This window comes from Agaribacterium haliotis (assembly GCF_002312815.1).
GTDB lineage: Bacteria > Pseudomonadota > Gammaproteobacteria > Pseudomonadales > Cellvibrionaceae > Agaribacterium > Agaribacterium haliotis.
In genome coordinates, this window is the sequence record NZ_NKQJ01000006.1 from 121127 (window position 1) to 135642 (window position 14516).

At 51.5% G+C, this 14516-nt stretch carries 13 protein-coding genes; 9 read left to right on the forward strand and 4 right to left on the reverse strand.

All coding sequences use genetic code 11. From position 1 onward, the window contains the following. Positions 1–230: 230 nt before the first annotated feature. Complete coding sequence (locus CFK45_RS08710) at positions 231–2609, forward strand: penicillin-binding protein 1A (protein WP_158224650.1); 2379 nt, start codon at positions 231–233, stop codon at positions 2607–2609. A gap of 83 nt (positions 2610–2692) precedes the next feature. Here the strand turns inward: CFK45_RS08710 and rpmE are convergent, their stop codons facing one another. Continuing rightward, positions 2693–2908 (reverse strand): 50S ribosomal protein L31, encoded by a 216-nt coding sequence (gene rpmE, locus CFK45_RS08715; protein WP_096086060.1) that lies wholly within the window; start codon positions 2906–2908, stop codon positions 2693–2695. Between the two features lie 144 nt (positions 2909–3052). On the opposite strand from rpmE, the gene CFK45_RS08720 reads away from it, so the two are divergent. From CFK45_RS08720 to ubiB, 8 genes are all read left to right on the forward strand, one after another. Continuing rightward, the gene (locus tag CFK45_RS08720; RefSeq protein WP_096086061.1) at positions 3053–5269 is read left to right on the forward strand and encodes a primosomal protein N'; all 2217 of its coding nucleotides are present in this window, start codon (positions 3053–3055) and stop codon (positions 5267–5269) included. A 147-nt stretch (positions 5270–5416) separates the two neighbouring features. Next, a complete protein-coding gene (locus CFK45_RS08725; protein WP_096086062.1) occupies positions 5417–5965 on the forward strand; it encodes an SPOR domain-containing protein in 549 nt (182 codons plus the stop codon). 72 nt (positions 5966–6037) lie between these two features. Continuing rightward, entirely contained in the window at positions 6038–6577 is a 540-nt protein-coding gene (gene hslV, locus CFK45_RS08730; protein WP_096086063.1) for an ATP-dependent protease subunit HslV, read from the forward strand. A gap of 1 nt (position 6578) precedes the next feature. After that, positions 6579–7892: an ATP-dependent protease ATPase subunit HslU gene (gene hslU, locus CFK45_RS08735; RefSeq protein ID WP_096086064.1), complete on the forward strand. Its 1314-nt coding sequence runs from the start codon at positions 6579–6581 to the stop codon at positions 7890–7892. 273 nt (positions 7893–8165) lie between these two features. Next, positions 8166–8537, forward strand: coding sequence for a gamma-butyrobetaine hydroxylase family protein (locus tag CFK45_RS08740; RefSeq protein WP_096086065.1), 372 nt, complete (start codon positions 8166–8168; stop codon positions 8535–8537). 293 nt (positions 8538–8830) lie between these two features. After that, the gene (ubiE, locus tag CFK45_RS08745) at positions 8831–9580 is read left to right on the forward strand and encodes a bifunctional demethylmenaquinone methyltransferase/2-methoxy-6-polyprenyl-1,4-benzoquinol methylase UbiE (protein ID WP_096086066.1); all 750 of its coding nucleotides are present in this window, start codon (positions 8831–8833) and stop codon (positions 9578–9580) included. Next, positions 9577–10233, forward strand: coding sequence for a ubiquinone biosynthesis accessory factor UbiJ (locus CFK45_RS08750; RefSeq protein ID WP_096086067.1), 657 nt, complete (start codon positions 9577–9579; stop codon positions 10231–10233). Before ubiE ends, CFK45_RS08750 begins: the two co-directional genes overlap by 4 nt. A gap of 3 nt (positions 10234–10236) precedes the next feature. Then, the gene (ubiB, locus tag CFK45_RS08755) at positions 10237–11859 is read left to right on the forward strand and encodes a ubiquinone biosynthesis regulatory protein kinase UbiB (RefSeq protein WP_096086068.1); all 1623 of its coding nucleotides are present in this window, start codon (positions 10237–10239) and stop codon (positions 11857–11859) included. Between the two features lie 30 nt (positions 11860–11889). On the opposite strand, the gene thiH is transcribed toward ubiB, so the two are convergent. From thiH to CFK45_RS08770, 3 genes are all read right to left on the reverse strand, one after another. Beyond that, positions 11890–13017 (reverse strand): 2-iminoacetate synthase ThiH, encoded by a 1128-nt coding sequence (gene thiH, locus CFK45_RS08760; RefSeq protein ID WP_096086069.1) that lies wholly within the window; start codon positions 13015–13017, stop codon positions 11890–11892. A gap of 15 nt (positions 13018–13032) precedes the next feature. After that, positions 13033–13806: a thiazole synthase gene (thiG, locus tag CFK45_RS08765; RefSeq protein ID WP_096086167.1), complete on the reverse strand. Its 774-nt coding sequence runs from the start codon at positions 13804–13806 to the stop codon at positions 13033–13035. A gap of 109 nt (positions 13807–13915) precedes the next feature. After that, complete coding sequence (locus CFK45_RS08770) at positions 13916–14500, reverse strand: YrbL family protein (RefSeq protein WP_158224651.1); 585 nt, start codon at positions 14498–14500, stop codon at positions 13916–13918. Positions 14501–14516: the final 16 nt, after the last annotated feature.

A 14516-nucleotide genomic window follows, 5' to 3' on the forward strand; every position in this document is an offset into this window, starting at 1 on the left:
TGCCAGCACTGTTAATTTGCTGACAAATATGGCTTTATAATGAGCAGCCTTTCTCAATTTGGCCCTTAAGCCACATGACGCACAAATACACACAACTACTGAAAACACTTGCCCTCCTAGTCCTGACAGGTATCTCTTGTTGCATTTTTGGCCTTGCTGCGGTCTATCTCTATTTGAGCCCCGGCCTGCCAAGCGTCGAATCAATTCGCGATGTCCGCCTGCAAACTCCGATGCAAATCTATTCCGCAGATGGGGCTCTGATCGGAGAGTTCGGTGAAAAACGGCGCCGCCCGGTCCATATCGAAGATGTTCCCCAGCCCTTTATCGACGCCCTACTTGCAGCAGAAGACGCCGAGTTTTACTCACACAAAGGCGTTAGCATCAAAGGTTTGGCTCGTGCAGTAACGGAACTTCTGTTGACCGGCGAACGAGGCAGTGGTGGCTCAACCCTTACCATGCAGCTAACCCGCAATGTGTTTTTATCTCTCGACAGGAAATTCATTCGAAAATTTAATGAAATCCTTCTCTCCCTGAAACTCGAACGCGAGCTCAGCAAAGACGAGATACTCGAGCTCTATGTCAACTACATGTTCCTGGGCAAGCGCGCATACGGCATACAAGCGGCGGCCGAGGTTTACTACGGCAAGGAGCTCAGCGACCTAAGTCTAGCTCAACTGGCCATGATTGCCGGGCTGTTTCAAGGCCCTTCAACTCAGAACCCCATCGTCAACCCCAAACGAGCAGTCGAGCGACGCAATTGGATACTTGGGCGCATGCTGACCCTGAAGATGATTGACCAAGCCGCTTACGATGGCGCTACCGCCGAAGGTGTAAGCGCTCGCTATCACGGAAGTCAGCTCGATGCGAGAGCCCCTTATGTGGCAGAGCTTGCCCGCACCAAAGCCATCCGCTCTTACGGTACCGAGGCTTACACCAAGGGCTACAAGGTCTATACCACCGTCAATGCCGAAATGCAGATCGCAGCTCAACGAGCAGTGCGTAAAGGCTTACTTACTTATGATCAGCGCCATGGCTGGCGCGGAGCCGAACTCAATCTGGCCACCCAAGTCATCAGCAACGAAAACAACGCTGACAACACATCAAAACAAATAAACCTGGATCAGGAAACTAAACAGGCCTGGATCGATAGATTGCGAAAGATCGACGATTTTGAAGGCTTGATGCCGGCCGCTGTCACCCAAATTGAAGAAAAAAGCATTGCTCTACTCAACCGCCAGGGAGATCTTATAGAACTCAAATGGGATGAAGGGCCAAGTGACATGCGCCCCTATATCAGTGAAAACCGTCAGGGCGCCAAATATAAAAGCCCGGCCGAGATGTTTCGTGTAGGCGACGTTATCCGTGTTATTCAACAGAAAGATCGCAGCTGGCGCCTGAGCCAGTTGCCCAGCGCTCAGGCTGCACTTGTCGCGCTCGATCCCAACAACGGTGGCATTCTCGCCATTGTCGGTGGTTTCTCGTTCTACCAGAGTAAATTCAACCGGGCTACTCAAGCCAAGCGCCAGCCCGGCTCAAACTTCAAACCGTTTTTATATACCGCAGCACTGGAAAACGGGATGACAGCGGCCACCTTAATCAATGACAGCCCGCTTGTTTTTAACGATGAAGAACTAGAAAACACCTGGCGTCCGAAAAATGACGGCGGCAAATTCTACGGCGATATGCGCCTGCGCGAAGCGCTATATCGCTCGCGCAACCTGGTAAGTATTCGCATACTACAGCAACTCGGTATCAACACTGCGCTCAAAAGCTTCAGCCGTTTTGGCTTTGACATTCAAGCGCTACCGCGCGACTTAAGCTTAGCCCTGGGCACCCAAGCTGTACCGCCTATGGAGATGGCAACCGCATGGGCAAGTTTTGCCAATGGCGGCTACAAAATCAGCCCCCACCTCATTCAGCGCATTACCGATACCGACGGCAATATTATCTACGAAGCGCTGCCGGCAACCGTTTGCTCAGAATGCGACGAAGCAACAAATAACAACTATGTATTAGATGTAGAAAACGGCACTGTCGAGACCGACATTGACTACTTTGAGCTGCCCTTGGAATTCAAGCGAGAACTCGGCTGGCTCGAGCCCTCTGACTACCCGAGAGCAGAACGCATTATCGGTGAGCAAGTCGCATTTATCATGGATGATATTCTCAAAGACGTTATCCGCCGCGGTACCGGGCGACGCGCTCGCGCCCTAGAACGCAGTGATATTGCCGGGAAAACCGGCACAACCAATGGTCCACTCGACGCCTGGTTTAGCGGCTACAACCCCGACGTCATCGCAACAACTTGGGTCGGCTTTGATCAAAATACGCCGCTGGGCAACCGCGAGTATGGCGGCAGCGCAGCTCTGCCGATATGGATGGACTTTATGCGTGTCGCACTCAAAAACAGCCCAGACCGCCCCCGCAAGCAACCACCCGGCATTGTTACCGTACGTATAGATCCCGAAACAGGCTTGCGCGCGCGCGCTAACGACCCAGACGCCCGGTTTGAATTCTTCAGGGTAAACAAAGTACCGCGCCTGATCGAAAGCTCCGATATCGAAGAGCCTGAAAAAGCCATTGAAACATTTGCCGAAGAGATTTTTTAATAGCCAATACAGGGGTGTATTCGGCCAGAGAAGAAATGGATAACAGATACAAAAAAGCCGGCTTAACGCCGGCTTTTTTAAGCTTACTTCTTCGCAGTGATGCGACCGAAGCGCTTATTGAATTTGTCGATGCGACCGCCGCTATCTACAACTTTCTGCTTACCAGTGTAGAAAGGGTGACACTGAGAGCACACATCGATATGGATGTCTTTGCCCAAAGTTGAACGGGTCTTAATGACGTTGCCACAACTGCACGTTGCATTCATTTCGCCATAGCTTGGTTGAATATCTGCTTGCATAATACGCCCCACTTAAATATACGCCGCCACCCAATCCAGTGTTGGGCACCGCGTAAGTGCTTACGGGTTAATCGAAATGGCGACCGAAGTCGGCCAAAATGAGCGCGGATAGTACCAGAATTGAACAGCAAGTAAATAGGCAGTATGCAAGCCAACCACGACACACACATTGTTCAGATCGCCCTGCCAGTGCCGCTGCGCCGGGCGTTTGACTACCGAGTCCCGGCCGGGGAAAAACCTCCACAGCTGGGGCAGCTCGTTCTGGCCAATTTTGCGAACCGCGATATGGCCGGCGTTGTTGTTGGGTTCGGCCCATCAAGCGAACTCGAAGCCACAAAAATAAAAAACTATCAACAAACCCTGCCGAGTAAATTTAAGCTACCCGCAGAACTCTTGACACTTTGCCAGTGGCTGAGTGATTACTACCTGCACCCCCTCGGCGAAGTCCTGCAAAGCAGCATCCCGCCGTATTTGCGCCAGGGCAAAGCACTTCCAGAGAATAATTACTGGCAACTTAGTCGCGAGGGCAAAGGCCTGAACCACGATGCCCTCAAACGCAGTCCCAAACAGCAGCAGATACTGCGCTACCTGCTTGAGCACGGCTATTTTGACTCAGAACAGCGCAAGCAGCTCGACTTCTCTGCAAGCACAATTAAAGCATTGGAGCAAAAAGGCCTGCTAGAACGCACTGACACCGAACCCGAGCAGAAGCAAGCCCAAGCCCGAGTAAGTGAACTGCTAAAACAAAAAGCCCTCGAACTCAACGGCGAACAGCAGGCGGCGGTTGACGCGGTGCGCTTTCATCACTTTGCCTGTTATTTACTGCACGGAGCGACCGGCAGCGGAAAAACAGAGGTGTATTTACAGCTCAGTGAGCGCGCGCTCAGAGCTGGGCAGCAAGTGCTCGTGCTTGTTCCCGAGATAGGCCTCAGCCCCCAAACAGTGCAGCGTTTTCGCCAGCGTTTTAATGTGCCGCTGATCGAACTGCACAGCGGTGTCAGTGAAGCTCAGCGCGCGCGCAACTGGTTGCAAGCCCTAGATGGCAGCGCCCAAATAATTATCGGTACGCGCCTGGCTGCACTCAGCCCATTAAAGCACGCCGGCCTGATCATCGTGGATGAAGAGCACGACCTGGCCTACAAACAGCAGGACGGCCTTCGCTATTCCGCCCGCGACCTCAGCATCTACCGCGCCAACCAGCTCAAAATCCCCATTGTGCTCGGCAGTGCCACACCGAGCTTAGAGAGCCTTAAACAGGCGCTCGACAAGAAATATCATCACCTCGTACTCAAACAGCGCGCCAGCGGCAGTGCTGCGCCGCTGCTGCAATGTCTCGATCTGCGCGACCAAAATATGCACGCAGGTTTAAGCCAGGCCGCCCTAGGCGCCATCCGCTCCTGTCTTGAACGCGGGGAGCAGGCCTTAGTTTTTCAAAACCGGCGCGGCTACGCCGCCGTGCAACTGTGCCACCACTGCGGCTGGATGAGCGAATGCCCGCGCTGCAGCGCCAGCATGACCCTGCACAGCCGCCCTGCGCGACTTCACTGCCATCACTGCGACTGGCGCAGCCGCGTTTACCAGAGCTGCCCAAACTGCCAGCAGAGCCAGCTCGAGAGCCGGGGGGTCGGTACTGAACAGCTCGAGCAGGCCCTGCAGCAGAGCTTTCCTGAAACGCCGGTCCTGCGCGTAGACCGCGACAGTAGCCGCAGTAAAAAAAGCTTTGCAGATAAGCTCGCGCAGGTGCAAAGCGGCCAGGCCTGTGTGCTGGTCGGCACCCAAATGTTAGCCAAAGGCCATCACTTTCCAAATCTAAAACTGGTGATTGTCACGGATGCAGATCAGGGTTTTTTCAGTTCAGATTTTCGCGGCATGGAGCGCATGGGCCAACTGCTAATGCAAGTTGCCGGGCGAGCCGGGCGCGAAGGCAGCCGCGGCCTGGTATTATTGCAAAGCCACCGTCCGGACCACCCCTTGCTGCAACTGCTGTGTCAGCGCGGCTACTACAGTTTTGCCCGCCACCTGCTCAGCGAACGGCTTCACAACGAACTGCCACCCTACAGCTTTAGTGCGCAATTTAGGGCTGAAAGCAAGCGCGCGGAGAATGCCAGCGCGCTGCTCGAAACACTGCGCAGTGCTTATTCACGCCTGTACCCACCATCACAGGAGCACAGCTTGCTCGGGCCGATGCCCTCAAGCATGGAAAAAATTCAAGATCGCTACCGTTTTCAGCTCAGTGTCAAAGCCAACAAGCGCAGCACACTCAAAAGCATCGTCAAAGCACTCGTTGACGAGCTCGAGCAGAGTGCTCTGAGTAAACGCGTGCGCTGGAGCCTCGATATCGACCCTTTGGAAACAGCTTAAAACACAAGCCGTGTATAAACTCAAGCAGCAACAAAACTTTTATGCGACGGCGATTCACATACGCCGCGGCTTGCGCTAGCATGCGCTCAAAATCCGCTGCGCCGCCGTCGCACCTCTTAAACTAAGTACACCCTTAAAATACGCCCGATGAGTAAGCGCCAACACCACGCCCGCCGCAACAGCACTGAACGCCAAATCCCCGGCTGGCTCTGGTTACTCACCGGCATGGCTCTCGGCGCCTTTATCATGTTTATTGCCCACCTCAGCAAACTCAAAGAAGAGGGCACAACAAACAGCGCGCCAGCACAAAACAAAACCGAACTGCCAAAACTCAAAGTGCCCGAGGAAGTAAAAGGCCCGGTATTTGAGTTTTACGACAGACTCAAACAACAGCAAGTTGAAGTACCAGAGTACGAAGCGCCCACTGAAGCGCAAATTGAGCAGGCTGCCACCCACGAGTATTTTTTACAGGTCGCGTCGTTCCGCAATGAAAATGACGCAGACAAACTGCGTGCACGCCTGATCTTAATGAATATGAACACCAGCATCGAAAGCAGCAAGATGCAAAGCGGTGAAACACGCTACCGGGTGATTGTCGGCCCGTACCTAAACAAAAGTAAACTCGCCAAAGCTCGCCAGGACCTGGTTAGCGAAGGGCTTGAATACCTCACCTTAAAACGCAAGATAGAAAAATAAATTTCACACGCTTGAAATAGAGCGCTTGCACCCCAATTTTCACAGCTTTCGCCAAGCACAAAAGGTCAAGCTGTGGAGCAATATCGCGGTACCACCATTCTTTCCGTTCGCCGGGGCAACAAAGTTGTGATCGGCGGCGACGGCCAGGTCAGCCTGGGCAACACCATCATGAAAGGCAATGCACGCAAAGTGCGCCGCCTATATCGAGATCAAGTTATCGCGGGTTTTGCCGGCGGCACTGCCGACGCTTTTACCCTGTTTGAGCGCTTTGAAGCCAAGCTCGAAGCCCACGGCGGGCAGTTAGTGCGCGCAGCGGTTGAACTCGCTAAAGACTGGCGCAGCGACCGCGCTCTGCGCCGGCTCGAAGCCCTGCTCTGCGTTGCAGATAAAGAAGCCTCGTTAATCATCAGCGGCAACGGCGATGTCATTCAACCCGAAGACGACTTAATGGCCATAGGCTCAGGTGGCAGCTTTGCCCAAAGTGCGGCGCGCGCGCTATTTGACAATACCGAACTCGACCCGCGAGACATTGTTGAAAAAGGCCTGACTATCGCCGGCGACATTTGCGTTTACACCAACCACAACTTCACCATTGAAGAACTGGAGTTTTAACATGAGCCATATGACTCCGAGTGAAATCGTTCACGAACTCGACCGACACATCGTCGGTCAGGACAGCGCCAAAAAAGCCGTCGCCATTGCGCTTCGCAACCGCTGGCGGCGCATGCAACTCGACGAGAGCCTGCGCAACGAAGTCACACCGAAAAATATACTGATGATAGGCCCCACCGGTGTCGGCAAAACCGAAATCGCCCGCCGACTGGCCAAACTTGCCAACGCGCCATTTATCAAAGTTGAAGCCACCAAATTTACCGAAGTCGGCTATGTCGGCCGCGATGTCGAAAGCATTGTGCGCGACCTGGTGGATCGCGCCATTAAAATGCTGCGCGAGCAAGAGATGACAAAAGTTGAATTCCGCGCCCAGGAAGCGGCCGAAGAGCGTGTACTAGACGCCCTGCTGCCACCGGCTCGCGGCGCTGAAAACGAAAGCGACAACAGCACTCGCCAGGTTTTTCGCAAAAAGCTGCGCGAAGGCAAACTCGACGATAAAGAGATAGATATTGAAGTCAGCGCCACACCTGTTGGCGTTGAGATTATGGCCCCTCCAGGCATGGAGGACATGACCAATCAGCTGCAAAATATGTTCAGCAACCTCGGCAAAGACAAAAAACAAAAAGCCAAGATGACGGTTGCCAAAGCCTTTAAAAAAATCAGCGAAGAAGAAGCGGCCAAGCTGGTCAATGAAGATGAAATTAAGGCCCGAGCCATTGAGGCGGCCGAGCAAAATGGCATCGTCTTTATCGACGAAATCGACAAAGTCTGCAAACGCGAAAGTGCCAGCGGTGGCGATGTCAGCCGCGAAGGTGTGCAGCGCGATCTTCTGCCGCTGATTGAGGGCTGCACGGTCAGCACCAAACACGGCATGATTAAGACCGACCACATGCTCTTTATCGCCTCGGGCGCTTTCCACCTGGCCAAACCTTCGGATCTGATCCCCGAACTGCAGGGCCGCCTGCCGATTCGCGTTGAGCTTGAAGCGCTGAGCCCAGACGACTTTGAACGCATACTCACGGAACCTAAAGCCGCGTTAACCATGCAACACCAAAGCCTGATGAAGACCGAAGGTATCGAGCTCGACTTCACCAAAGACGGCATCCGCAAAATTGCCGAAATTGCGTTTGAAGTGAACGAAAGCACCGAAAATATCGGCGCCCGCCGCCTGCATACAGTATTGGAAAAACTGCTCGAAGAGATCAGTTTCCAGTGCTCAAGCAACGGCGCGCCTGTCGTTATCGATGCGAAGATGGTTGAAGACCAGCTCCAGGTGCTTGCTAAAAACGAAGACCTGAGTCGATTTATTCTCTAACTCATTACCTGATAGGCCCATGCTTATCGTTAGAGACCGCCACAATTACAGGCGGAGGCCCTCAGGGCACACTCAAGATATCCTGTGCGGTAAACGCTCGGGCATCCTGCCCTCGCCCCTTCGGGCGCGGGCGGCCGTTCAAAGTTTTTCTAAATTTTGTGACTTGCCGTTTCATGCGGCGCTAACGCCTTCAAAAGAGCGCCCTTCGCATCTCTCCCTGTATCACGGCCCAGTGCCAACCCACAACGTTCACCCCATTTGGCTCAGACTTAAATGAAACCCACTCAAATAAAGCTAAGCAATGAAAGCCAACAGCTCGAGTTACGTTACGGCACCGAAACATTTACTCTCAGCGCCGAATTATTACGAGTCCTCAGCCCTTCCGCCGAAGTTCAAGGCCACGGGCCCGATCAAAAGAAAGTCCCACTCGATAAACAGAGTGTGCGAATCACCGGTATCGAGCGTCAGGGCAACTACGCCCTGCGCTTAAGCTTTGATGACGGCCACGACACAGGCATCTATAGCTGGCCCTATTTTCGCGAGCTCTGCCTCAAGCAAGATGAACTCTGGGAAGAGTATCTCGAAGAGGCCAAACAACGCCGCCTCGAACTTGATGGTGTTCAGCCATTGAAGTGGCAGCCCTAAATTCCGAACCTTGAGTCTCAAACGCTTACGTATAGGCGCTCATAGCTAAACACTGGCACATAGGTAGCCTAGAGAGCTCTTAGGGGTTGAGCGGGTCTCTGCCGCATGGATGCGGCGGCGAAGTCTACATGGAGGTATTCACGACGTCCCGCGATGCCCCTAAAAGCTCTCTAGGCGAAACTCTCGCACCACATGAAGCCCATGCAGATCAAACGCTAGCCCTGTACCTAAGCCGCGTCTGCTCTTAAACTATCGCCCTTTATATTTGCCGATAAACGCGAGCGCAAAGCAGCATGAAAGATCAGGAAAATACCCACTTTGGTTTTGAAACCGTCAAAGCAGGAGACAAAGCCGCTAAAGTGGCCGATGTCTTTCACAGCGTCGCGGCCAAATACGACATTATGAACGACCTGATGAGCGGTGGTGTGCACCGCTTGTGGAAAATGTTCACTGTTGAAAGCTCCGGCCTTCGCCCCGGCAACAAGGTTCTTGATATTGCCGGCGGTACCGGCGATCTCAGTGCAAAATTCAGTAAGATTGTTGGCCCCAAAGGCCGGGTTGTGCTAGCCGACATCAACGAGAGCATGCTCAAGGTTGGGCGCGACAAATTAATTAACAAGGGCCTGGTCGGTAACCTCGACTACGTTCAGGCCGACGCTCAATACCTGCCATTTCCGGATAATTATTTTGACTGCATCAGCATTGCCTTTGGCTTGCGCAACGTCACCGACAAAACACTCGCGATAAAAAGCATGCTGCGCATACTCAAGCCCGGCGGGCGGCTATTGGTGCTCGAGTTTTCTAAACCCCAAAATGCCCTATTAGAAAAAGCCTACGACACTTACAGTTTCCGACTGCTGCCGCTTATGGGTAAAGTCGTTACCAACGACGCCGACAGTTACCGCTACCTTGCCGAAAGCATACGCATGCACCCAGACCAGGAAAGCTTAAAAGAGTTAATCCTCGATGCCGGTTTTCACAGCTGTACTTACCACAATATGACCGGGGGCATTGTCGCCCTGCACAAGGCTTTAAAAGCGTGAGTGTTAAACTTGGTGGCATGGACCCAAGCTTGTTAGCGCTGGTTGCAATTTGCCTAGAAAAAGCACTGAATGAAAGCTTGCAGTATGACCCGGCAAGCAAACAACGCTTAACACAGCTAGAGCAAAAACATATCGCTATCTTATTTAGCGACCTAACTTTAGTTGTGCGCCTGCGCGTCGAAAACAAACACGCCTATCTGGCTTTACTGCCGGAGTCTGAACTCGATGACAACAAGGCCGATTTAACACTTCGCGGAGAGCTGCAGCAATTTAAAAACTTGGCTAGCGATAAAAAACACAGCCTCGCCGGCAGCGGCATCCACGCCGAGGGTGAGCTTGCTTTATTGCAAGCACTGGCGGATATCGCCTCTGACGTCGATATCGATTGGCAAGACATGTTAAGCGCAAAAATAGGTCCGGAGCTCAGCAGTGCCGCGAGCATAGCATTCAAAAGCTTAAAGCAGGTTTTACCTTCATTTAACAAAAAAGAAAGCCAGGCCCACCTTGAAAATCTGTTGCACAGCGAGTGGCGACTACTCCCCCACCCAGAAGAAGTACTTTTTTTCCAAGCCTCCGTCCAGGAACTCCGGCGCGATAGCGAACGCCTCGAGGCCAGGTTACAACAATTAAAAAACACCGTTATTAAGGACTAGAAAGTGAGCTCCTTGTTACGCTTACTGCGCATCGCTTTTTGCTTGGGCAAGTACCGGCTGATCGACTTATTACCCCTGAAAGCCCCCTGGCACTGGCGCTTGCTGCTCTGGCCTTTACTGTTATTTCCCAAACACAAAGCAGAGCGAGCCGTGCGCCTGCGTATGGCGCTCGAAGAGCTCGGGCCAATTTTCATCAAGTTCGGTCAACTGTTGTCGACCAGGCCCGATCTACTGCCCGCCGACCTTGTGCTTGAACTCAGCAAACTTCAAGATCAGGTCGCGCCATTTGAACAACAGCGCTTTAAACAGCTGGTTGAACAGGCGCTCGGCGCGGATATAGATGATTTATTTGACGACTACAAACACGAAGTACTCGCCTCCGCCTCAATTGCTCAAGTACACGAAGCAAAACTAAAAAACGGACGCGAGATAGTCATTAAAGTTGTTCGCCCTGGCATACAAGCTACGATTGAACGCGATACTCGCTTACTCGCCCAACTCGCACACTGGCTTGAGCGCTTCTCCAGTGAAGCCAGGCGTTTGCGCCCCGTCGAAGTAGTCGCCGATTATCGAATGACAGTGCTCGACGAGCTCGACTTGATGAAAGAGGCGGCCAACGCCTCTCAACTTCGCAGGAATTTCGAAAACAGTGACAAGCTTTATATCCCCGAAGTTTATTGGGATTTTTGCCGCAGCAATGTGTTGGTAATAGAGCGCATTGATGGCATACCGGTAAATGACCTCGAGCAAATTAATGCGCAGAGTACCAACTTAAAGCTTCTCGCCGAGCGCGGTGTAGAAGTATTTTTTACTCAGGTTTTTGAACACAATTTTTTTCACGCCGATATGCACCCGGGCAATGTATTTGTTTCACGCAAAAACCCGGAACACAACCCGAGTTACATTGGCATCGACTGTGCAATTTGCGGCAGCTTAAGCCGTGAGGATCAATATTATTTAGCGCGCAATTTAATTGCGATGTTTCGGCGCGACTACCGCCAGGTTGCCGAACTGCACATAAGCAGCGGCTGGGTTCCGGCTGACACCTCGGCCGGAGCGTTTGAGAGCGCCATTCGTGCAGTGTGCGAACCGCTATTTCAAAAACCCCTGCAGGAAATAAGCTTTGGCGAAGCCCTGATCAGTTTATTTCGCACCGCTCAACGCTTTAATATGCCTGTGCAACCGCAGCTAGTGCTGCTACAAAAAACCCTGCTTAATATTGAAGGCCTGGGCCGCCAGCTTTATCCAGAGCTCGACCTTTGGCAAACCGCCCACCCATTTTTAGAAAAGTGGCTTAAAAAGCGTTACAGCTTGCGTACGCTATATAAAGAGCTTAAATACAACGCACCGGAGTGGTTAGAACAGGCCCCAAACCTGCCAGCGCTTACTATTAACAGTATGAATAAAATTCAGAGCCTGGCAGATATAGCTCCAGAACTTAGACACTTTAGTGACGAGCTAAATAAATCCAGGCGCAGACAAAAAAAGCAGCGCCTGGGTCTCAGCGCATTGCTGTTCACCGCCGCTGGAGCAAGCTATTTTTTCTTACCAGGGCAATTTGAGCTAAATAGAGAGCTCACGAGCCTTGGCCTTGCTACGCTCGCATTCTTAGCAATGCTGCGATAGTTTTGTTGCCCGTATGAACACCGGTAAGCCCTAATACAAATTTATGCCTGATTGTATACTTGGCTTATGGCCATACCAATCTTTAAACACCACATCAAAACCAGCTTGCCTTAAACTGGCGGCAACCTCCTCGGTTGGGCGTTGATCACAAATTTCAAATTGCTCCAAAGCACCAGTGTCGCTATAAGCGCCGGGCGAGGTCCGCGCACCAGCGCTCATATGTGTCACGCCCAGCGGTGCCACATTTTTTCTAAAATTAGCACTCTCACGAGTTGAGAGGTTTAGCTCCACAAAAGGGTTGCAAAGGCGATAAGCGCACAACAATTGCACAAGTTGTTTGTCGCTGATTTCATGATCGGCAACGTAGCCTTCAGCATTTCGCAAACGTGGGAAACTAATACTAAAACGGCTGCGCCAGTAACGATTTTCCAAATACTTCAAATGCAAATAGGTAAAGGCGCTATCCACACGCCAATCATCAAGACCGAGCAGTACACCGAGACCAAGTTTGTGCACACCTGCAGCGCCAGTTTTATCATGGCTATCTAAGCGCCGCCAGTAATCTGCTTTATTTCCTCGCAGATGATATTGTTGATAGCTACCTAAATTGTAGGTTTCTTGATACAGCGTAACCGCATGCAAACCTTTGTTTCGCAAGCGCTGGTAATCACACAACTCAAAGGCTTGAGTTTCAATTGCAATGCTCGAAAACAGCGGCGAGAGTAACTCAATAGCCTGCTCAATATAAGCCACACCTATTTTTGAAGTCTCACCGGTAACCAGCAATAATTGCTGATGCCCTTGTTCAAGTAAAAATTCCGCTTCTGTTAGAATTTGCCCAGGAGTTAAAGACAGGCGTTTGATTTTATTTTTAATGCTAAAACCACAATAAGTACAAAAATTTGCACACTTGTTCGATAAATACATCGGCACATACACATGCATGCAGCGACCAAAATTCTGTAAAGTAAGCGCGTGACTTTGCTTGGCCATTGCCTCGAGATAAGGCTCAGCTGCCGGCGATAACAAGGCTAAAAAATCTTGCCACGTCCTATTTTTCTGGGCCAGAGCCTGCTCAACATCTAAAGCTGTTTTGGCATAGAGCTGTAGCTGTACTTCCGCCCAACTGTATTTTTTAATTTGCTCGCTAAAAGCCACCGTCGCAACCCGCTGTCACTGCAGCTCTAAAAAAGAAGTAAAGTCGCTGGTTGAGCGGGCTTGCTGAGAACGCCCAGCAAGGCCAGCGCAGTACGCCGAGCGACCAGCTTGAACCGCTTGAGAAAATGCAGCAGCCATTAAAACAGGCTCCGCACTTGCCGCGATAGCGCTATTAACTAACACCGCATCAGCACCTAGCTCCATGGCTTCAGCAGCATGAGACGGTGCGCCGAGACCTGCATCAACCACAACCGGCACCTGACTTTGCTCGATGATAATCTCGAGCATGGCTTTAGTTTTAAGCCCCTGGTTACTACCTATCGGCGCCGCCAGCGGCATGACCGCCGCCGCACCAACTTCTTCAAGGCGCTTACAAAGTACCGGGTCGGCATTCACATAAGGTAAGACAGTAAACCCCTGTTGAACGAGTAAGTCGCAGGCCTTTAGGGTTTCTACAGGGTCCGGCAGTAAATAACGCGGGTCCGGGTGAATTTCCAGCTTCAGCCAAGAGCTGTTTAATAACTCGCGAGACATATGCGCCAGCATCAGCGCCTCATCAGCCGTTCGCGCTCCCGAGGTATTCGGAAATAACTGGAGCTTTAGTTTAAGCAGCTCAGAGGCGAGATCAAAGTCTGGTTGCGCGGGGTTTATTCGCCGCAGGGCCAAAGTGACCAACTGAGTCTCAGACGCCGCGATGGAACGCGTCATCTGGGCGAGAGAAGAAAATTTACCGGTACCGAGAAAAAGGCGCGAGTCAAATAACTTGTCGCCTATATGTAACTTGTCCAAAGCATCTGCACTCAAAATATAAAGCGCGTAGCTTACGCAGCTGCATCAAGGTTTATTTTGCTTTAATCAATAAAAGTTAAAATCGCGCAGCGAAGTTTAACCAGGAAAATTATGCGGCATTATCTGAACGCTGTACAAAACTATCGTAGTTTCTCAGCAAGCGTCTGTAAAAGCGCTGCCAGCGGCGCATTATCTTTCGTTTAGCAAAAAATCCGAAGCGGTTTGGCCACTGCACAAAAGTCACTTCACCAAGACCGTCAATCACCACCAACTTGCGCCGGCCTTTTTTGGTAATACGTACAAGAATATTACCCTCGTACATATCGTGATTAAATATGACTTTGTACTTGAGAAAATAACGACGCAGGTTTTTCAGCTGGCGCTTGAAGTCTTTAGGGCTACTGCCATGCTGCAAATACCATTTTAACGATTTAGATACCTGACCATCGGCATCGCGAACAAGATCAAACACATAACCTGTGCCTAAATTTGTCTCAACTGTGCCGTAATACGCAGGAATACGCTTGTAGGGTACAGCTTTGTTCTTATTCAGGTATTCATAAATACGAATCTCGCGCTGCATCTGTGTGCTTTCATCACCGAGCAATACCTTCACCGCTTTGGAGCTGTCGTCCGGGTGTACGTAACAGGCTCGCTCCTTTCCCTGGCCCACTTTATCCGTTAACTGCAACAATGTTTTGACTCCTTCA